General features: G+C 41.3%; 18 protein-coding genes and 1 tRNA gene. 2 read left to right on the top strand and 17 right to left on the bottom strand.

The window, feature by feature from the left end; all coding sequences use genetic code 11:
* Window positions 1-14: 14 nt before the first annotated feature.
* On the bottom strand, window positions 15-1,439 hold the full coding sequence (locus BM398_RS04140; protein ID WP_092336538.1) for an ATP-binding protein: 1,425 nt from the start codon (window positions 1,437-1,439) through the stop codon (window positions 15-17).
* 428 nt (window positions 1,440-1,867) lie between these two features.
* Between BM398_RS04140 and BM398_RS04135 the strand changes: the two genes are divergently transcribed.
* Window positions 1,868-2,377: a helix-turn-helix domain-containing protein gene (locus BM398_RS04135; RefSeq protein ID WP_092336537.1), complete on the top strand. Its 510-nt coding sequence runs from the start codon at window positions 1,868-1,870 to the stop codon at window positions 2,375-2,377.
* A gap of 63 nt (window positions 2,378-2,440) precedes the next feature.
* Here the strand turns inward: BM398_RS04135 and BM398_RS04130 are convergent, their stop codons facing one another.
* The 8 genes from BM398_RS04130 to BM398_RS04100 form a co-directional block, all read right to left on the bottom strand.
* Window positions 2,441-2,980, bottom strand: a complete 540-nt coding sequence (locus BM398_RS04130) for a type III toxin-antitoxin system ToxN/AbiQ family toxin (protein ID WP_175531837.1) — start codon at window positions 2,978-2,980, stop codon at window positions 2,441-2,443.
* 286 nt (window positions 2,981-3,266) lie between these two features.
* Window positions 3,267-3,443 carry a phospholipase D-like domain-containing protein gene (locus tag BM398_RS17090; RefSeq protein ID WP_175531836.1) on the bottom strand — a complete coding sequence of 59 codons (177 nt, stop codon included), beginning with the start codon at window positions 3,441-3,443 and terminating at the stop codon, window positions 3,267-3,269.
* A gap of 234 nt (window positions 3,444-3,677) precedes the next feature.
* Window positions 3,678-3,750, bottom strand: a tRNA-Pro gene (locus BM398_RS04125).
* 49 nt (window positions 3,751-3,799) lie between these two features.
* Window positions 3,800-4,468, bottom strand: coding sequence for a hypothetical protein (locus BM398_RS04120; protein ID WP_092336535.1), 669 nt, complete (start codon window positions 4,466-4,468; stop codon window positions 3,800-3,802).
* A gap of 105 nt (window positions 4,469-4,573) precedes the next feature.
* A complete protein-coding gene (locus tag BM398_RS04115) occupies window positions 4,574-5,668 on the bottom strand; it encodes a substrate-binding domain-containing protein (protein ID WP_175531835.1) in 1,095 nt (364 codons plus the stop codon).
* A gap of 86 nt (window positions 5,669-5,754) precedes the next feature.
* The gene (locus BM398_RS04110) at window positions 5,755-6,141 is read right to left on the bottom strand and encodes a hypothetical protein (RefSeq protein ID WP_092336533.1); all 387 of its coding nucleotides are present in this window, start codon (window positions 6,139-6,141) and stop codon (window positions 5,755-5,757) included.
* Window positions 6,142-6,221: 80 nt separating this feature from the next.
* The gene (locus BM398_RS04105) at window positions 6,222-7,199 is read right to left on the bottom strand and encodes a transglutaminase domain-containing protein (RefSeq protein WP_092336532.1); all 978 of its coding nucleotides are present in this window, start codon (window positions 7,197-7,199) and stop codon (window positions 6,222-6,224) included.
* On the bottom strand, window positions 7,199-8,110 hold the full coding sequence (locus BM398_RS04100; RefSeq protein WP_092336531.1) for a hypothetical protein: 912 nt from the start codon (window positions 8,108-8,110) through the stop codon (window positions 7,199-7,201). The genes BM398_RS04105 and BM398_RS04100 overlap by 1 nt, the downstream gene beginning before the upstream one ends.
* Window positions 8,111-8,255: 145 nt before the next feature.
* Here BM398_RS04100 and BM398_RS04095 point away from each other — a divergent pair, with 145 nt between their 5' ends.
* Window positions 8,256-10,064, top strand: coding sequence for a hypothetical protein (locus BM398_RS04095; protein ID WP_092336530.1), 1,809 nt, complete (start codon window positions 8,256-8,258; stop codon window positions 10,062-10,064).
* 59 nt (window positions 10,065-10,123) lie between these two features.
* On the opposite strand, the gene radA is transcribed toward BM398_RS04095, so the two are convergent.
* From radA to purM, 8 genes are all read right to left on the bottom strand, one after another.
* Window positions 10,124-11,500: a DNA repair protein RadA gene (gene radA / locus BM398_RS04090; protein ID WP_092336529.1), complete on the bottom strand. Its 1,377-nt coding sequence runs from the start codon at window positions 11,498-11,500 to the stop codon at window positions 10,124-10,126.
* 71 nt (window positions 11,501-11,571) lie between these two features.
* Window positions 11,572-11,982 (bottom strand): hypothetical protein, encoded by a 411-nt coding sequence (locus tag BM398_RS04085; RefSeq protein ID WP_026655380.1) that lies wholly within the window; start codon window positions 11,980-11,982, stop codon window positions 11,572-11,574.
* Between the two features lie 82 nt (window positions 11,983-12,064).
* Complete coding sequence (locus BM398_RS04080; protein ID WP_092336528.1) at window positions 12,065-14,650, bottom strand: ATP-dependent Clp protease ATP-binding subunit; 2,586 nt, start codon at window positions 14,648-14,650, stop codon at window positions 12,065-12,067.
* A complete protein-coding gene (locus BM398_RS04075) occupies window positions 14,647-15,030 on the bottom strand; it encodes a GntR family transcriptional regulator (RefSeq protein WP_026655383.1) in 384 nt (127 codons plus the stop codon). The genes BM398_RS04080 and BM398_RS04075 overlap by 4 nt, the downstream gene beginning before the upstream one ends.
* 152 nt (window positions 15,031-15,182) lie before the next feature.
* Window positions 15,183-16,763, bottom strand: coding sequence for an SH3 domain-containing protein (locus tag BM398_RS04070; RefSeq protein WP_092336527.1), 1,581 nt, complete (start codon window positions 16,761-16,763; stop codon window positions 15,183-15,185).
* Window positions 16,764-16,824: 61 nt separating this feature from the next.
* On the bottom strand, window positions 16,825-18,102 hold the full coding sequence (purD, locus tag BM398_RS04065) for a phosphoribosylamine--glycine ligase (protein WP_092336526.1): 1,278 nt from the start codon (window positions 18,100-18,102) through the stop codon (window positions 16,825-16,827).
* Complete coding sequence (purN, locus tag BM398_RS04060) at window positions 18,099-18,746, bottom strand: phosphoribosylglycinamide formyltransferase (RefSeq protein ID WP_026655386.1); 648 nt, start codon at window positions 18,744-18,746, stop codon at window positions 18,099-18,101. Before purN ends, purD begins: the two co-directional genes overlap by 4 nt.
* Entirely contained in the window at window positions 18,743-19,768 is a 1,026-nt protein-coding gene (purM, locus tag BM398_RS04055; RefSeq protein ID WP_092336572.1) for a phosphoribosylformylglycinamidine cyclo-ligase, read from the bottom strand. The genes purN and purM overlap by 4 nt, the downstream gene beginning before the upstream one ends.
* Window positions 19,769-19,786 lie beyond the last annotated feature (18 nt).

The raw sequence follows: 19,786 nt of genomic DNA, 5'->3' as shown, positions 1-19,786 counted from the left end.
TATGCCTTAATTCATTACATATACATGTCATCTATCGTAATCAAGGCAAGATTAGTTTTATCAATTGTATCAAACCATTCCGTAAATCCACCAAGTGAAAACAAAATATATTTAGTCACATTATATTTACCTGAAATCAGCCTGGATCTTCCTATGAGTTTTTCGTATATACTCTTATCAATTTTCTCATTCTTAAATTTGCACTCGCCGATCACAGCTGTGTTATCTACTGTAGATAGCCCTACAACATCTATATCTGTAGCCTGCTGATACCACTTGCCGCTGTCATCCTGAAGCTGTTCCACGCCCCACCATGTGCCTGTCTCTGTCAAAAAAGATCCGAAGGCGCCTTGAATGCCTTGTTCAAGGGTATAATATCTACACATATCCTCAAATACGCTTCCCATAAACGCATGTAACTGCGGCTTTACGACTTTTTCATAATAAAGCTCGCCCTGCCCCATCTCTATTACGCTTATAGCTTTTGGTATAAACTCATACCAAAACTTAAACATATGATCTTTTAGCACATACTGGGTTTTCTTCTTATTTTTCTCCTCTGTAATGCACTTTTTCTTTTCAACCAGTCCCACATCTATCAATTTTTCCAAAGAATAAAGCACTGTGGTATCTTTCTCTCTAACTTTAGCCGCAATGATATTAAGAACATTTTCTCCGGATGCGACCTGTTCAATAACATTATTAACCAACGTCACATCAGTAAACTCCTGTGTGAGAAGGTTCTTGGTCTCATCAAAAAGATAACCATCCGTACTAAAGAATAACCGCTTTATGTTATCATCCAAGCTTTTTGATGAATCAATCATAGCCAGATACTTAGCCACACCACCTGTTACGCCATAGCAAATAGCCTTATCCTCAGATGAATAATTAGGAACAAATAATGCTGAATCTCTGTAATTAAACGCCTCAAGCTTTATCTGAGAATCACGTCTTCCAAAAACAGGACTCTTTTCACTAAGCACCTTATTCTCCATAAAACTCAATGCCGAGCCGCATAATATCAACATAAGATTTTTATCAAGCCACTGCGTATCTATATACTTCTGAAGAATTGAAAGAAGCGCATCGTCCTTCTCTGCCCAATAAGGAATCTCATCTATAACAAGAATAATCTTCTCATCAGATTCAGTGGCTTTATTGGTTAGAATATCCAGAACGCTCTCAATAGACGAAAAAGCCGCATCACTATAATTTGGATCCACCACATCCAAAATCTGCTTAGCTAAAAGCTCCATGTTTCTTTCAGAGCCTACTTTTGTCGCAGTGTAAAAAATCGCCTTTTTCCCCTTGATAAACTCTGTAATAAGCGTAGATTTACCCACTCTTCGTCTACCATAAATAACAGTCATTCCAAAGCCATCTTTAGCATACACCGCTTCCAGTGAATGTAATTCCCGCTCTCTTCCAATAAACATTTGCAATCTCCACTTTATTCAAATCATTTTTATTCAAATTGTTTTTAATAAAATCCTTTTGAATAAAATATATCATTTTAGAGTGTAGATTTCAACTTTCTCTAGATTCTATTCAAAGAAAAAACTCCAGTTCAATTCCACCGGAGTTCTAAAAATATATTATTTTCCAATCACATATTATGAGAATTTTATTATACAGTGCAAATATCGTAAAAACGAGTAGACTATACATTTAAAATTGTAGAGCAATAAATATTTAGTATAGTAATATTAAAAATGCAGTATGATACTCCAAAACAATAGTTGCTTAAGAATAAAAACTGAAGATGAGCTTATACAAAATCACTGATTTACGTTGTGTTAGCATACGTTGCTTGTAGCAACGGTGACTATCATAGTATGTTGTCTGTGAAAGGAGGTTTTTACTCATGCTAAACGAAAACATAAAAGCAATCAGGCAATCTAAAGGGCTTTCTCAGGAAGAACTTGCTATTAAGTTGAATGTGGTAAGGCAGACTATTTCAAAATGGGAACGAGGTCTGTCAGTTCCAGATTCGGAGATGCTTGTTTCTATTTCAGACATACTAGAGACTCCTATCAGCAGTCTTCTTGGGGAAACAATAACATCAAATTCTCAGGAAGATTTGAAAGTAATATCTGAAAAACTTGAAGTCATCGCCCTTCAACTTGCAAGAAAAAAAGCTTCAAGACGAAATATTCTTCACTGGCTTTTTATCGTGCTAAGTATGTTAATCATTGTCATATTTATTATAATCTGGAAAGCAAGAAGTCCGTATCTTAATTGGGATTTCAGTGATCCAGAGACTGCTGTTGCAGGAACCATACTACATGCCTTGGAATTTTTGTTCGTTAGAATTGCACCATTTGCCTTTTGTGGCTTTGTCGCTGGTGCCATTATGACATTTATGCATAAGTAATTGTTCACATTTTGTCGATGGATGGTATAGCTATGAAAGAACTACATCTGGTCAAACATCTTCTTAGTTATCAGTACTAACGTCCGCATCCAAATTTTGCTCAGATAAGTACTCTTGATATGCCTTTTCAAGCAAGGTAAAATCACAACTATTCTTTATCAATTCCTCATTATCCCCATCAAGAACACGCTGATATGTTTTCTTCGCACGCTTCTGCGCTTGAGCCAATAGCCTCTTACAAGCCTTGTACTCTTTCTGAAGCATTACCTTTTCCTGCTCAGTGAACTGAGAATCTTTAAAGTCCACTGGTACCAAACATTTCTTAGGCACAGGGAACATGTAATTAAATCTCATAGAGCCTTTTGTAACCTGCTTCTTATGATCTTCAATTTTGATGAGGATGTTATCTTCCTGTGATTTTTTATAAGATGAAATTGGCACATAGTAATTGATGTAGCCAATCTTCATGATTACACCATAAACGAATTTCTTACGATTAGCATATTCAACATTAGGCACCCTAGTAAATCCTCTCGCATTAACTTCAGTATCCTTTAAGAACTGAACATAGTCAGAATCGACATAGTAAAAAGATATTTTCATACAACTCCCATACATTAAATTAGAGCAAGCTAAGCTTGCTCTAATTGATTACATTCGCTCACACTTGTAGGGGTGAAACCCTAATATAATCGTTCACATTTAGTGGGAGTGAAACCCCAATATAATCGCTCGCACTTAATGGAGGCGAAACTCCAATAGATGTGTAATCGCATCTTCTAAGTAGATAGTACCATATCTTTGAAAAAAAACAAGCCACTTCCCCTTATGACATTTCCAACGATAAGGCCTGTCCCTCATTCAAAGATATCATTATTTTTGACGCCGTTCATTTCAGCATTTGAACTGTTATTTCCAACAATTCCTCTGCTGCCTGCCTGTTTTCAATCCTTATCAAGTTATCTCCACCGTATGTATTTCCAAGCAAATTCATTCCTCCATGCCAAACAATGGTCTTATCGATAACAGCATAGCATTCAGAATACTCAGTAGTTGTTCTTACCACAATACCTGCTCTTTTAATATCATCAATAAGAAGTTTTGAACAGGTTCAATACCATCACGGACACAAAAATCTTTGTACAACACTTGGCTATTTAAGAAGAGCCGAAAAGAAAGCCAAGAAAGACGAACGCTTAGAAACAATCTATCGCTAAGCAAGAACCACTTAAGAACCACTTTTTCCAAAAAAAGGACTACAAACCTAGACAACTTCTAAGTTTGTAGTCCAAACATTCAATCGGAGTGACGTGATTCGAACACGCGGCCCCTACCTCCCTAAGATAGTGCTCTACCAACTGAGCCACACCCCGACGACGTTCTCCATTATATAACGCTGTTTTGAGAAAAGCAATAGGTTTTTTATTCTTTTTTATGTAAAAAATCAATTCTCTTCCACAAAAGGATGAGTGCAATTATGCCAATCACGCATAAATACTGGGGTTGCTGCACATAACTATTGTCATAATTTACTTTTGCATTTGCTATACGCGGCATCTCTCTGTAAAGAAGTAAACTCTTGCCTATAGCGTTAGTGTTTATGGATATTGTTTCGATTTCTTTATCGATATCTTCGAATAACTCGGTACTTCCCATGAAATCAGTGTATATGAAATATTCGCGGTTTTCATTTATGAGAGACAGCGGAATGTCGAGCTGAAAATCTATTTTTTCATAGAACATCTCAAGTTCCGAGTGCTCATTATTTCCAAGTGATTTGTATACATCAAAATTCATGTATACGCCTTCGGTAAGACCGTCAAAGATTTTTCCCGGAAGCTCCGCGAAGTCAGATAACGGACTATCAATAAGATCACTGCTTAACGGATCTTTCATTATCAGATTGAAGGTGATTTCGGCGCTGTCACCTGCTGCAATCTGCTCTAATTCTTTTGGCGTAAAGCAGGAACACAGTACTTGATCGTAGTCTGTAAAGCGAAAGTTTGGAGCATCCTGACTGATCCAACTTTCGGAATTTAGGATAATATTCACCGTGCCCAACTCGTACGAGATCTGAGTTGTTTCGTGCATAATACCTCCATTCATATCTTACGAAAAGGGTATTAATATAATACTATACTCAGACAAAAACAAAGCTAAAAAAACTATTAAACCTTTGGCACATAAAAAAAGATCTTACTCTTCCTCCGTCTCATCTCCCTCTCTGATTATCCCAAGTATAGTCTCAGCGTTCTCTTTCGTGACTTTAACATAATCACTGCCGTAAAAATGAGCGACATTCTGCTTCTTCATGTATGAAAGAATTGTGCCTGTTGTAAGGCGTGCCTGCTCGACATAGTTATTGAATACGGTTCCGACAATTTTTCCTTCGAGGATATTCTCGAGTGCACCTTCAAAAGCATCGGCACCGATAATATAAACATCCTCCCCCGCTACAAGGCCGGCTTTGCTTACAGCTTCAAGAGCACCGATAGCCATCATGTCGTTATTACAGATAATCACCTCGGGCGAAGGATTTTCCTTAAGCGCCTCAGTAACGACATATTCCGAAACGTTCTTATCCCAGTTGCCGTTGCCTTCAGCAAGTTTTTCAACATTCCATCCCGCTTTTTTTAGTGCGTCTATTGAATATCTTGTCCTAAAATAGGTATCCGCGTTGTTTTTTTCTCCTTTGACCATGATATATTGCAGAACACCGTCTCCATTCTTATCAATATTATCAAAGCCGAGATCCATTATAATCTTTCCCTGAAAAGTTCCTGCCTGTCTTGCATCACAACCAATATAAGTAACGGGCATGCTTTCGCTTTCCCACCTTATCTCTTCAGCTGCATCAGGCTCACGGTTCACGTATACAAGCGGAACCCCCGCTTCCATCGCAAGATCTGTAACTTCAGCTGTCTTAGAAGTATTAACCGGATTGACGACAAGAATATCAACACCTGAAGCAATAAGCTTTTTTAACTGCAGCATCTGATATCCCTGGCTCAACGCAGAATTTACTATGGTTATGTTTTCTTCCTTAAATCCCGCTTTTACAAGGTCATTTATAAGCTCATCTTTAAATAAAGACATGTAAGTATCCGAGAACTTATATATGCACACTCCAACCCTCATATCGGCCGGAGTCATCTCCTTTTCTTCCACTGAAGACGCCACGCTCGCAGCCGCTTCAGCTTCCGTTTCTTCAATATTTTTTTCAGAACATCCTGCAAGTAACGCAGTAACCAAAACAGAAACTGTCAAAACTTCAAACAATTTCCTTCTCATTTCTTTTATTCCTCTCCACAAATTAAAGGTGCTGACCTGGTTCAAGCTCATGTCAGCACCCTTCAAAACTAAATTATGAATTATGATCATTCAACCGCAGTACTTCCGTCAGAATAGGTAATAACCCAGTAACCCTTTCCGGTTCCGCAATCTTCATGGTAAGCCTTATCTACAATTGTACGCTCCGCACCGCCACCACACTCTTCATCGCATGATGAACTGCATGCCAAAGCGGAAATATCATATTTCTCCTTAAGTTCCTCAAGTGTCAACTTCTCTTCCGTCGGTTTTTCGTTCTTTTTGGTAACACTTACGGTTGATGCCTTTACAACAGGAGGCGCCGTTTCTTCCGCGACAGCCGTCGTCAAAAAGTCTTTGTATTCCGGCACTGCCACACACAAAATGATATTGAATACAATGACGCAAGCCATCAATCCCATAAATACCAATGTTGTTGCTGCTACTTTTTTCATTACTAAAAAATCCCCTCAAAAAAATATTAATTTACGGGCTAACCCGCGCCCGTGCGGTATAAAAAAGCACTTAGCCTTTTTTACTGATAATATACAGTCCAGGACGAAGATTTTTCAATAGGCCCCGCGGGATATTTGTCATAAGTCTGCTTGTAATATCCGCTTCCCTTTGCGTCCTGCATCTCTGTGTCAAAAATATACCAGTTGTCGCCGATTTTTACTTCTGTCCATGCATGTGGCGTTCTTCCTCCACTTGCAGCCGCTACCGTTCCGCTGCACACCTTTGCCTCATACCCCAGCCCCCTGGCTATATAAGCAAACGCTGCCGCATATTTATAGCAGTTTCCCTTTCCGGTAAAAAGAATCTGACATGCGTAATCGCTCGTCCAATCTCCTACCGGAACTTTCATTTCCCTTTCATAGGAAACCTCGTTTATGAAGTAATTAAAGCATCTTTCAAGCTGCCTGCTCTGCGTCATCGTACCGTCTGTACATGCTTCGACAACAGAAGCCGCAAGCCTCATTATCTCACTTTTTGGCTCAATGAGGTTACCTTTTTTGTCCTTCCACCTGATACCGTATTGCGTATGTACAAAATGTTCTCCCGGCACCTTATCCTCGGTAAGGCTCTCACCCGCCTGGGCATTAACAGCATTTATTATCTGATTCTTCAGCTCCGTTCCCACTCCCAGAAGTGCATTTTCGCCTATCGAAGTTACACTTGCCGGAATCCTTGCACTTGTAAGCGCCGGCGGGAAGCACAACAAAACCGTTTTATTCTTGTTGTAAAGGCAGTCACTAAATGACGAATAATAAGGATTCTTCTCGCTGACAGTAACTGATTTTAGTTTAAAAAGCCCCTTAAACGCGTCCGATGTAATGGACTGTACATCACTTCCTATATGAACTGTTGTAATTTCCGGATTCTTGCTAAAAGTAAGCGCATTTATTTCAGTAGTTCCCGAAGCTCCCGAATTTATGGTCGTTCCGACCGCTACCGCAAAAGAAACTATAAATGCCGCGACTTTCTTAGCTCTCCGCATCATGTTCTCATTCATTACTTTTCCTTCTTCGGCTTTTCTGTTGCCACTTCAAATTTATATCTTATCTTAGAATACGAAACAACATCTTTTGCATCGCCACCCTCATTGGGATGCTTTCCGTAACCTGCTGTTGCGGTAATTCCGTCTCCATAGCCCTCTTTACCGTCAACAATGACCTGGCACCACTGATCTTCCCATGAATTTATATTCTTGTGAACCCATGATATTCCAAGATAATCAAGGATAAGTCCAAGCGCTCTTGTCGCTCCCGCGCATGAATACTCGCCTCCGATAAAGACTCCGTATGCCGTGCGGTACATCTTACCCTTTGTAGTATATGTGCCAAGGTCACAGTATGCCTTAACTATTCCCGCAGCATATGCAACCTTCTCAACATCTTTAATAGTCTTTTTCTTGGAAGACTTAGACTTTGACGATCCCGAAGATCCGGATGATGCCGATGTATTTCCTGCATCTGCGGCATTTTCAATAGCTTCGGCAATCTGCTTTGCAATATTTCTTGCCTGTATTTCCTGATCGTATGTCATTCCTCCGTTATCATGCTTTGTCTTTGGAATGACAATAACATCCTTCTCTCCTGTAGGAACAACAAACTCCGTGCTGTCTCCTATAAGTTTATTGGCAACCCTGCCCTCTTTTTTACCAAAGATAACCCAGTGCTCAACAAGTTTATCCGGATTTGCCCCAAAAGCATTTCTCAGATCCGCATAGTTCAGATAATAATACAACGGATTATATTCCGCCTTATAATCAACTCCGTTATATACGGTAGTTGCCTTTGAAAAAGCGGTATACGGATCATCAACGGCATAAGCATCTACAGTTGCCACTCCCGAAAAAGAAACTCCCATAAAAACAGCCGCCGAAAGAAGCGCCGAAACAGCTTTCATTCCTAAGTTTTTCATAATCTATCATCATCCTCCGGATAGTATTTATATTCAGTATATAAATTTTATCGACATATTTTACAAAAAGTTTAGGATTATGATATTATAGTTCGTAATATTAAAATTTGGAATATTTATATTTGAAATACAGGAGTAATCATATATGCGCAAGAGAGGTATCTCTGCGGTAGTCCCCGCTGTGTTGATCGCAGTTATGACTATTGCGGAATGTTTCTGTTCCTCTGTTCCGACGCACGCACAAGAAGCTAATAACGACCTACAAAGCAACGCTGCAAGCACCGGAAGTACTTCTAAAGACTACGAAAAAAAGATAGAAGTAAAAACTGAACAGAATAACACAGAAAAAGATAATACGACCCACATTGCTACGACATCCATTGATAATTCATCAAAAGAACCCGAAAAAGAAAATCTCGATATACCAGCCAAGCAGCCGGTCAATGACACTAAAGAAATAGACCAACCGAAGAAAATACCCCAATTAATAAAACGAGAGGAATTTTCGATCGACGAAGACCAAGACGGAAAAGAGCAAGACGAAGAAGATTCGGGAGATTCAGGCCAAGGACCTCAAGAAGAAAATCCGGGCGAAGGAGACACTAAAGAAAGTCCCAAACTTAATGTTACTTTCCGTATCCTCGACAGCACCGAAGGAGAAATCGACGAATCAACAGCATATTCTACAGGGAACAGCTATATAGCTGAAATAGAAGTAAATGATGCCATCGAAGAAGGCATCAGGAGCAAATTTACCCCTTCTGTTTCAGATGGCGGCAACAACGACAACACAGAAGGCATAATCTTGCAAAACAGCGTGGCATCTTCACTGTCCCGCTACCCTACTGCAGATGAGATTAAAGAAAAATGTTCTTTTGATCCCAACACGCAATATATTGCCTGGTACTACATCAATTCCGAATACTACGATGATATCTATGTAGACGGCGTAATAAGGAAACGAAGCATTCCAATAATTTCAAACGGTCCTGTTCCGGATGTTACCATCCATATCGAGACAGCATGTAACACACCGGCGTTTGAATATGACGGCGAAGACCACTACATCGGCGGCTTCAACATAACGGTAGCAGACAACAATTCAACCACTAATTATGTAACGTCTTTTTTTGATGCACTCGGTCGTTTAATAAAACAAGAAGTTCACGCCGGAGAAAATGGTTCAGGTACTTATTTCAGCCATAACGGAATCCGTTATTGGGTTAATATCGACGCTGCTTATGTAGTTGCCAAACAGATAGGGTCATATGAAATTCCTTTCATATTCGACAATAAGGTAATCGCGCCCGAAAATATTGTTGTAAAAGTAGTTGATGATAAAGGAAACGTTATATCATCCATTCCATCAACTCAGATTGCAAAAAAGGAACCTTCATCCAATCAGTTTAAAGTCACATCCAGAAAGATCACTATCGAAGCGGGAACAACCGTACAGAACTATTCAGGAGAGACTATTACAAACAAGAACGTTACGATTACATCCGGTTCACTCCTTAAAGGACACAGCCTCGTAGATGTTGTTATTAACGGAAGCCAAAGTGGTATAGGCTCATCTGTAAACGAGATCACAAGTTACAGAATTGTCGACGAAAACGGCAATGATGTGACCAAATATTACAACGTAGAATGTGTAAACGGTCGGCTTGTCCTTGTCGACGGCCACAACAGCAAGAAGAGTGGCAATTCAGACGATGACAGCACTCCCGCCACAACAGGTATAAAAGAAAAAGCTCTCCCGAAAAAAGCTGTTATAATAGGCGGAAAGACCATGGAAAAGACAAGCTCCGAAAACAACAATAAAATTCTCGGAGTCAGCAGAATTGCAAGAATGTCCAAAACATTTGATGAATCAAACATAAATCTAAGGTTATTAATCATCTTGTTAGCAGCAGGAACAGCAATCTACCTGTCACAAATAAAGATAAAAGAATAAGAGAAAATATAAGGCTTAGCAGCGATAGTAAATACCGCGGCTAAGCCTCTTCTTTGCCTTTAAATATAGTTCATTGCATCTGCAACGGATGAGACGCCGACAATACTTATACTCTTTGCACTCTTTTTTAGTTTACTTTCAAGAGCCTTCGGAACTATACATGTCTTAAATCCAAGTTTTTCAGCTTCCTGAACTCTTGAATCGGCCATATTTACCGACCTTACTTCCCCCGAAAGTCCGACCTCGCCGAAAGCAATGACATCATCACCTATAGGCTTATTCTTAAAGCTTGAAATAATCGCCATACATATTCCAAGGTCAAGAGAAGGCTCTGCAAGCTTCATTCCGCCCGCAAGATTAACATAAGCATCATATTCTCCCATCTGAAGTCCTACTCTCTTTTCAAGAACGGCCATAAGAAGATTAACCCTGTTATAATCTGTTCCGTTTGCCTGGCGCCTCGGAAATCCAAAATTACTCCTGCACACAAGCGCCTGAATCTCAATAAGTATAGGTCTGGTTCCCTCTACAGAACATGTAACGATAGAACCACATGCATTTTCGGGTTTTCCCTCAAGCATAAACTCAGAAGGATTGGTAACTTCGGCAAGTCCTTTCTCCTGCATCTCAAAAACGCCTATCTCATTTGTTGAACCGAAACGGTTTTTGACTGCACGAAGGATCCTGTATGATGCATGCCTGTCACCCTCAAAATAAAGAACGGTATCAACCATATGCTCAAGTACTCTCGGTCCCGCAACCTGTCCTTCTTTGGTCACATGTCCGACTATGAATACGGTAATATTAAGACTCTTGGCAATCCTTAGAAGCACGGCTGTAGATTCTCTTACCTGTGAAACACTTCCGGGTGCCGATGTCACGGAATCGCTGAACATCGTCTGTATCGAATCAATTATCACAACTTCAGGCTTTGTCCTGTTTATTGTTTCTTCAATATTCTCAAGATTGGTCTCGCACATAAACTTCAGCGTTTCGGAAAAATCTCCTATTCTGTTGGCGCGAAGCTTTATCTGCCTAAGCGATTCCTCGCCTGAAATATATAGAACGTCCTTCTTATCTCCCGAAAGATTGCCTGCAACCTGAAGAAGGAGCGTTGACTTACCTATTCCCGGATCTCCGCCCACAAGAATAAGCGAGCCCCTTACAAGTCCGCCTCCAAGCACTCTGTTAAGTTCGTTTATATGCGTATCAGCCCTCTCCTCATCTTTCATCTCTATCTCAGAAAGAGATTTTGGACTGCTGTATTCTCCTCTTACCTGCCCAGCCGATGTGATTCCCTGCTTTTTGGACGTCGGCTTCACAGTCTCTTCCACAAAGGTATTCCATTCTTTACATCCGGGACACTGTCCCATCCATTTGGACGATTCATATCCGCAGTTCTGGCAGTAAAAAACAGTCTTTATCTTTGTTGCCATATCTTTTCGCACCTTTCTACTCAATAAAAGGGCTCTTCGAATATCATCGAAAAGCCCTTCTTATACTTTTTTTACTTCTCAACTTTTACGCTTATAGCGCCATTTCCCGATAACTCAACACTCAGATTAAGTTTACCTCCGAGGTTAGTGCTCATCTTGCCGATGCTGTTACCGTTTACACAAACACTGTACTCTGTATTTTCAAGAAGTCCGAGTGTGATCTGTGCGTCGTTTTCGCCTTCAACACTAAACTCAACTCCTCCTTCTGTCTCTTTAAAGCCTAAAACTGCAGTGCCCGGAACGGATTCATATACGAAATTATCGTTACACTCAAGCTTTGTAATGTCCTTAAAGGTCTTTACTTTAAATACATCTCCGTTGTGTTCAAAGTTTTCTAGTTTTTTCTTTTCATTAAGCTCATAGTTACCGAAGCTGATGCTTCCATCACTCTCGGCACGTATCAACTGCTCTACGACAGCCATAATAACCCTCCTGAGATTTGGTGCTAATAATAGTTATAATTATTATAATTCATATCCGTCTAATTATAAACTTAAAATTCACTTATTTTTTTGACGTCTTTTTGGCACTTTTTATACTTTTCTTGGAAGCAGGCTTCTTTGTAGTCACAGAAGTCTTTGTTTTAAGTGCCTTTCCGGGCTTGGTTGTCTTTACAGCGACCTTCTTTACTGAAGTTTTCTTACCATCTGCGGAAACAAATACGATTTTCTTGTCTTTTAAAGATACCGTAACATCGCTTCCGGCCTTAATATTGCCCTTTAGAAGCTCTTCTGCCATCGCATCCTCAATAGCTGACTGAATAGCCCTCTTAAGAGGTCTTGCGCCCATTTTGGCGTCAGAATGCTTCTCAATAAGGAATTTCTTTACCGCAGGTGAAATAGTGAGATTGATATTCATCTGCTCCTTGCATCTCTTGCTGAGATTGCGTGAAAGAAGAGAAACAATATCCATCATCTCTTTTTCCGTAAGGGTATGGAATACCTGTATCTCATCAATACGGTTGATAAACTCCGGCTTAAAGAGTCTCTTTACTTCCTCCATAACTCCGGACTTCATATCTTCATAGTCCTTCTTGGCATCATCTCCCGCACCAAATCCAAGCTTCTTGGGATCCACGATCTTCTGTGCTCCCACATTGGATGTCATGATAAGAATGGTATTCTTAAAGCTTACCTTGCGTCCCTTTGCATCAGTGATATGACCGTCATCAAGTACCTGCAAAAGTACATTGAAAATATCGGGATGTGCCTTCTCAATCTCATCAAACAAGATTACAGAATACGGATGTCTTCTTACTTTCTCACTAAGCTGTCCGCCCTCATCATATCCTACATATCCCGGAGGAGATCCGATCATCTTTGATACCGAATGGCCTTCCATATACTCGGACATATCAACCCTGATAAGCGCATTTTCATCGCCAAACATAGCTTCTGCAAGAGCTTTCGAAAGCTCAGTCTTACCTACACCTGTAGGTCCAAGGAACAAGAAAGAACCGATAGGTCTGTTGGGATCCTGAAGTCCTACTCTTCCTCTTCTGATTGCCTTTGAAATCGCCTTAACAGCATCTTCCTGGCCAATAACTCTCTTATGAAGAACGGATTCAAGCTTAAGGAGCTTCTCCGATTCCTTCTCAGCTATCTTTTTAACGGGAATTCTTGTCCACTGGGCAACAACTTCCGCAATATCATTCTCATTTACCACAAGGCCCGTAGAAAGCTCTTTTTTCTTATCTGCGTTCTTAACCCTGTTGTACTTGGCAATAAGCTTCTTCTGCTCATTGTTAAGCTGTCCTGCAAGATCGAAATCATCCTTTTTAAGTGCTTCCTCAATCTTAAGATCGTATTCGGCAATACCGTCCTCAATCTCTTTGATCTTAGGTGAAATTCCAACTGTATGAAGTCTTACCGCAGAAGCAGCCTCATCGATAAGATCGATAGCCTTATCGGGAAGATTTCTGTCATTGATATATCTCTCAGACAGTTCAACGGCAGCTTTAATCGCTTCGGGAGTAATTGTTACCCTGTGATGCTCCTCATACTTGCTTACAACACCTTTTAAGATTTCTTCAGCCTCTTCCTTGGTAGGTTCATCTACATTGACGGGCTGGAAACGCCTCTCAAGTGCCGCATCCTTCTCAACATATTTGCGGTACTCAGTGATAGTTGTTGCTCCTATCATCTGAATCTCGCCTCTTGCAAGAGAAGGCTTAAGAATATTTGATGCATCTATAGCGCCCTCTGCTCCACCGGCTCCGATAAGTGTATGCATCTCATCAACAAAAAGAATTATGTTTCCGTCATCAATAACTTCTTTGATGACCTTCTTGATTCTTTCCTCAAATTCGCCTCTGTACTTAGATCCTGCGATCATACCAGACAGATCCAACGTCACCAGTCTCTTATCCTGTACTGTAAAAGGCACATTTCCGGAAACTATTCTCTGTGCAAGCCCTTCTACTACAGCCGTCTTGCCGACACCGGGTTCACCTATAAGGCAGGGATTATTCTTTGTCCTACGGCTTAATATCTGAATAACTCTCTGTATTTCTCTTTCTCTTCCTACTACGGGATCAAGTTTTTTCTCGCGTGCAAGCGCAGTCATATCCCTGCTGTACTGAGCAAGGATAGATCCTTTTCTTCCACCTCTGGGATTAACCTTTCTTCCAAGGTCTTCTTTTACAAGATTGGGATCCTCTCCCATTGCAGCCAAAGTTTCTGCATATATCTTCTGTACAGGCACATTAAGTGTGCTGATAAGTCTTACAGCAACATTTTCTCCCTCTTTGATCAGGGCCAAAAGAATATGCTCTGTTCCGGTCTTATCTGCCTTAAAGCGCTCAGACATGATATGTGAATCCTCAAGAACCTTCTCGGCTCTCGGAGAAAAACCGTCTCTGTCAAGAGTCCTTACGCTACTTCCGGGAACAATAAGGTCCTTTATCATGTCCATCATTCTGGCTTCATCTATGCCGTTATCGATAAGGATTCTGGAAGCCACGCTTCCGTCCTCAAGGATAAGTCCCATAAGAATGTGCTCGGTTCCAACATAGTTAAGTTTAAGATTTCTTGCTGTTTTCTTGGCGAGTCTGAGTGCATCCTCGGCCATGACAGTGAACTGATCATTCATATCCCATCTATCCTTTCGTAATTATCATAAAGCTTATCTACAAGTTCATGTATTTCGTCTCGATCTATTCCCTTACAAATTGCTCTTGCAAGAACAACCGCCAGCTCTGACTGAGCCTCCTGAAGCGCCTGAAGCCTGTTGATATCAATGGCAATTATCGCACCACGTCTTCTGTCTATCTTCACAAAGCCTTCTCTCTGCAAGATTGAATATGCTTTGTTGACGGTATGCATATTGATACCAATAGTTTCCGCAAGCTGCCTCACACTTGGAAGCTGTTCTCCCTCACGAAATTGAGACGTAGCTATGCCCAAAATGATCTGATTACAAAGCTGAATATAAATAGCTTCATCACTGTTAAAATCAATTTCTATGATCATCTCCGCCTCCTATTGCATACTTGTGATACATTTAGTATAACACGTGATACAGATTCGTCAAATTATTGAATGAAAAAAGCCGAAAAAAAGACGCATTCCTTCGGAAAAACCGCAGGTCTGCGTCTTATATAATCTTATTCTTTTAATACCTATTATCTGTCGTCATCATCAAGATCAAGGAATTCGAACTCAAAATCATCGTCATCTCCAAGGAAATTCTTTGCTCTTCTTGATGAAGGCTCTTCCTTTTCAACTTCCTCAGATCTCATACGTCTTTCTGAAGGCTGTCTCTCCTCGTATCTTGAATCTCCGTACATCGAATCGTCATCTCTTCTTGAAGGTCTTACCGTTCTCTCTTCAACGCTTCTTGAAGGACGCTCTTCAACCTGATCGTCAGCTCTTCTTCTCATAGGTCTCTCACCTCTTGAAGGTCTTGCAACTCTTTCGTCATCATCATGATCAGGAGTTACGGTTCTTCTTGAAGGTCTCTCGGGTGCCTCTTCGGCTGCCGCTCTTCTGGGAGATACTCTTCTACTTTCACGAGGTTCGTCCTCATCTTCTTCTCTTGAACGTCTTCTCTTAGGTCTTACATCCTCTTCAGAGTCATCTCTCATCTTCTCTCTTGCAGCGCCGCGAGAACGTTTCTTGGAAGGAGCCGAATAACGATCATATTCGTCTTCCTCCTCGTCTTCATCTTCGTCTTCTTCGTCCTCTTCTTCATCATAATAAGCTGCGTCTCTGAGCCTGATTCCGAGAATAATAGCTAAAACAAGCAATACAACGGCAAGTGAGCCGACTGCAATTATAACCTTTTTAAATACTGCCAGTTTATCATGGAATTCCTTAGCCTGTTTTGCAAGTTTAACAATCTGAGGAATCTGCATCTTCTGAGGCTTCTCTGCATCTGAGAAATCAGTAAGATACCATGTATCATCTTCATATGAAATAGTATACTGTCCGTCTCCGGCCTCTGTGGGAGCAGTAGGCTCTGAACCACTCTGCATATCAGAATCTTCTGACGAATCATCGCCTGTTTCATCTCCGGCGTCTTCAATACCCATAACATCATCCACAGCGGCAAGATCCGCTATTACATCCGGGCTTCCGTCATCTGACGGAGCATCCGTCTGCTCTGATTTAACAGATTTTGATGCTACAACCGGAGTCTCAGAAACAAGATCGCTTCTTACAAATCCTTTGGAACCGTTTTCTCCGAAAGATATTTCATACCATTTCTTTCCGTCAGCTCCTTTTGTTTCGCCGGTAATTGTTACTATATCACCTTTTTTTACTTTTCCTACGGCATCTTTATCAGTGCCCGCACCCTGTCTGACAGTTCCGTTCTCAGCCAAAACTTCTACAGATTTCTGATCAACAGCCGTTGTACCTGAACCGCCTGTAGAATTCCCTGATGATTCAGATCCGCCTGATTTGCTTACAAGATCGTTTCTTATGTATCCGGTTTCATCACCTTTAACTTTGATCTTGTACCATATTGTTCCGGATTCATCTGTCTCCTCACCGAGAATGTCGACCGTGGCACCTTTTTTTACACTTGATACCTGATCCGACGATGTGCTTGCCGACTTCCTCACTTTTACATTATCAGATGTTACAGTTCCGGTTGTCGTCGTAAATGCATGCGCACCAATCCCGAAGCCGATAAAAACTGCTAATGACAATGCTAGAGAAAGTATAGTGTTTCTTATTATCTTTTCCATCGTATTCTTCATACAGCCTCCTTTTCAACTTAGGATTTGTGCCATTATACTGCAGGCACTTTTGCAGATCGTATTACTTCTTTGCTTCATCTATCGCTTTACCTATATCGTGGCGCATATACTTGTTATCAAAGCTTACCCACTCTGTTGCTTCGTAAGCCTTCGCGCGAGCTTCTTCCAAGGTATCTCCCTTTGCAGTGATACCAAGAACTCTTCCTCCGTTGGTAACTATGCCCTCCGGAGTTTCTTTTGTTCCCGCATGGAAACAATAATATCCGTCTTTGCCCTTGAAATTCTCAAGTCCGGTAATAAGTTTGCCCTTTTCATAGCTTACCGGGTACCCTTCACTTGCAAGAACAACGCATACGGCTGCTTTATCCTCAAATTCAAGATTGATCTGATCAAGCTTACCATCGATACACGCATTAAATACGTCTATGATATCTGTCTTGAGTCTGGGGAGAACAACCTGCGCCTCGGGATCTCCAAATCTCGCATTGTACTCAAGAACTTTAGGACCGTCCTGTGTGAGCATGAGTCCGAAGAAGATTACTCCCTTGAACTCTCTTCCCTCACTTGCCATAGCTTCTACAGTTCTGCTATAGATATTTTCACGGCAGAATTTGTCTACTTCTTCCGTGTAGAAAGGACTGGGTGAGAAATTGCCCATTCCTCCCGTATTGAGTCCGGTATCTCCGTCTCCCGCTCTCTTATGATCCTGAGCTGAAGACATGAGCTTTATTGTCTTTCCATCTACAAAAGACAATACGGATACTTCTCTACCTGTCATAAATTCTTCGATAACCATGTGATTTCCGGCATCTCCGAATTTCTTATCCTCCATGATCTCTTTTACGCCATCCTTAGCTTCCTCAAGGCTGTTGCAGATAAGAACGCCCTTACCGAGCGCAAGCCCGTCAGCCTTAAGAACGATGGGGAATTTTGCCGTTTCAAGATACTTAAGAGCATCTGCGGCATTATCAAATGTCTCATACGCTGCTGTGGGAATATTGTATTTCTTCATAAGGTCTTTTGAAAAAGCCTTACTTCCTTCAAGTATTGCCGCATTCTTTCTGGGGCCGAATACTCTGAGTCCCTCTGCTTCGAATGCATCTACGATTCCGCCAACAAGCGGATCGTCCATTCCGATAACCGTAAGATCTATCTCTTTCTCTTTTGCAAAAGAAACGAGCTTATCAAACTCCATAGGTGTAATCGGCACACACTCAGCAAGCTCGGCAATTCCGCCGTTTCCGGGAGCACAATATATTTTTGATACCTGAGGGCTTCTGGAAACAGCCTCAGCAATGGCATGTTCTCTTCCGCCTCCGCCAACTATTAAAACCTTCATGAAAAAATTTTCTCCTCTTCGTATCCTTCAACAATAACTTTGTGATCTTCTACTCTGACTTTGCCATTGGCTATAAGGTCTATCGCCATAGGCATAATTTTCCACTCCGCCTGCTCCATAATACGTTTCTGAAGCACTTCCGGAGTATCATCCTGCCTGATCATAACAGGCTTCTGCAATATTATCGGGCCGGTATCCGTTCCCTCATCAACAAAATGAACCGTTGCACCGGATACTCTTACGCCTCTCTTAAGCACCTGCTCATGCACCTTAAGTCCATAGAACCCGGTACCGCAAAATGCCGGTATAAGCGAAGGATGAATATTTATTATCTTGTTGGGGAATGCCTTAACAACGCACTCCGGAATAACAACAAGACATCCTGCCAAAACAATAAGATCCGGATTCGCATCCTGTAAGATCTTAAGCAGGGCTTTATTAAACTCATCTCTGCTGTCAAATTCCTTGGGGCTCTTAACCGCATAGGGAATACCCGCTTTCTTGGCTCTCTCGATCGCATAAGCATTTGGATTGTTGCTGTATACAAGCGAGATCTCTGTATTTGTTATAGAGCCGTCAGCTATTCCGTCGATTATTGCCTGAAGATTTGTTCCGCCACCGGAAACCATAACCGCTATCTTCATACGAGTTCTACACCCTTCTCACCTGCAACTGCCTTACCTACTACCCAAGCCTTGTCTCCGGCTGAAACAATAGCATTCATTGTAGCATCCACATCACTTGGATCAACGGCAAGAACCATTCCAAGTCCCATGTTATATGTGTTGTACATCATCTGCTCTTCAATTCCGCCCTTTTCCTGCATAAGCTTGAAGATAGGAGGAATATCATAGCTGTTCTTCTCAATTACAGCCTTGATTCCGTCAGGAAGCATTCTGGGCACATTCTCATAGAATCCGCCGCCTGTGATATGGCTGCATCCCTTAACCTTAACACCGGCATTCTTGATTGCCTTCATCATCTTTACATAGATTCTTGTAGGTGTAAGAAGTGTCTCACCGAGAGTAGCACCGAGCTCATCGTAATATGTCTCAAGACTCTCTTTTGTCATATCAAATACTTTTCTTACAAGTGAAAAACCGTTACTGTGAACGCCGCTTGAAGCAACACCGATAAGAACGTCTCCGTCCTTTATTGTGCTTCCGTCGATCATATCTTTTCTGTCAACAACGCCAACCGCAAATCCTGCAACGTCATACTCATCCTCAGGCATAAGTCCGGGATGTTCTGCCGTCTCACCACCGATAAGTGCGGCATCAGACTGCTTACAGCCTTCAGCAACACCCTTAACTATTGCTGCGATCTTCTCGGGAATATTCTTTCCGCATGCGATGTAATCAAGGAAGAATAAAGGCTCTCCGCCTGCGCATGCAACGTCGTTTACACACATTGCAACCGCATCGATACCGATCGTATCATGCTTATCAAGAAGAAAAGCAAGCTTTATCTTTGTTCCGACTCCGTCTGTTCCGGACAAAAGAACCGGATCTTCCATATCCTTTATCTTGCTAAGCGAAAAAGCTCCTGAAAAACCACCGAGACCACCAAGTACTTCAGGTCTGAATGTATCTTTTACATAACCTTTTATAAGTTCAACAGACTTATAGCCTGCTTCAATGTCAACGCCTGCCTTTTTGTAATCCAATGCCATAATATTTAACTC

Origin of the sequence: Butyrivibrio sp. M55 (assembly GCF_900116865.1) — a bacterium.
GTDB lineage: Bacteria > Bacillota > Clostridia > Lachnospirales > Lachnospiraceae > Butyrivibrio.
Note: the sequence above shows the minus strand (reverse complement) of the source record. Positions and strands in the feature narration are given on the sequence as shown.

Excerpts from the sequence above, each read along its gene's own strand:
- BM398_RS04140 (WP_092336538.1), bottom strand. The coding sequence starts at position 1,439 with ATGTTTATTGGAAGAGAGCGGGAATTACATTCACTGGAAGCGGTGTAT.
- BM398_RS04135 (WP_092336537.1), top strand. The coding sequence starts at position 1,868 with ATGCTAAACGAAAACATAAAAGCAATCAGGCAATCTAAAGGGCTTTCT.
- BM398_RS04070 (WP_092336527.1), bottom strand. The coding sequence starts at position 16,763 with ATGAAGAATACGATGGAAAAGATAATAAGAAACACTATACTTTCTCTA.
- purD (WP_092336526.1), bottom strand. The coding sequence starts at position 18,102 with ATGAAGGTTTTAATAGTTGGCGGAGGCGGAAGAGAACATGCCATTGCT.
- BM398_RS04075 (WP_026655383.1), bottom strand. The coding sequence starts at position 15,030 with ATGATCATAGAAATTGATTTTAACAGTGATGAAGCTATTTATATTCAG.
- BM398_RS04130 (WP_175531837.1), bottom strand. The coding sequence starts at position 2,980 with ATGAAAATATCTTTTTACTATGTCGATTCTGACTATGTTCAGTTCTTA.
- BM398_RS04080 (WP_092336528.1), bottom strand. The coding sequence starts at position 14,650 with ATGAATGATCAGTTCACTGTCATGGCCGAGGATGCACTCAGACTCGCC.
- purN (WP_026655386.1), bottom strand. The coding sequence starts at position 18,746 with ATGAAGATAGCGGTTATGGTTTCCGGTGGCGGAACAAATCTTCAGGCA.
- BM398_RS04095 (WP_092336530.1), top strand. The coding sequence starts at position 8,256 with ATGCGCAAGAGAGGTATCTCTGCGGTAGTCCCCGCTGTGTTGATCGCA.
- BM398_RS04115 (WP_175531835.1), bottom strand. The coding sequence starts at position 5,668 with ATGAGAAGGAAATTGTTTGAAGTTTTGACAGTTTCTGTTTTGGTTACT.
- BM398_RS04120 (WP_092336535.1), bottom strand. The coding sequence starts at position 4,468 with ATGCACGAAACAACTCAGATCTCGTACGAGTTGGGCACGGTGAATATT.
- BM398_RS04105 (WP_092336532.1), bottom strand. The coding sequence starts at position 7,199 with ATGAATGAGAACATGATGCGGAGAGCTAAGAAAGTCGCGGCATTTATA.
- BM398_RS04100 (WP_092336531.1), bottom strand. The coding sequence starts at position 8,110 with ATGAAAAACTTAGGAATGAAAGCTGTTTCGGCGCTTCTTTCGGCGGCT.
- radA (WP_092336529.1), bottom strand. The coding sequence starts at position 11,500 with ATGGCAACAAAGATAAAGACTGTTTTTTACTGCCAGAACTGCGGATAT.
- BM398_RS04110 (WP_092336533.1), bottom strand. The coding sequence starts at position 6,141 with ATGAAAAAAGTAGCAGCAACAACATTGGTATTTATGGGATTGATGGCT.
- BM398_RS04085 (WP_026655380.1), bottom strand. The coding sequence starts at position 11,982 with ATGGCTGTCGTAGAGCAGTTGATACGTGCCGAGAGTGATGGAAGCATC.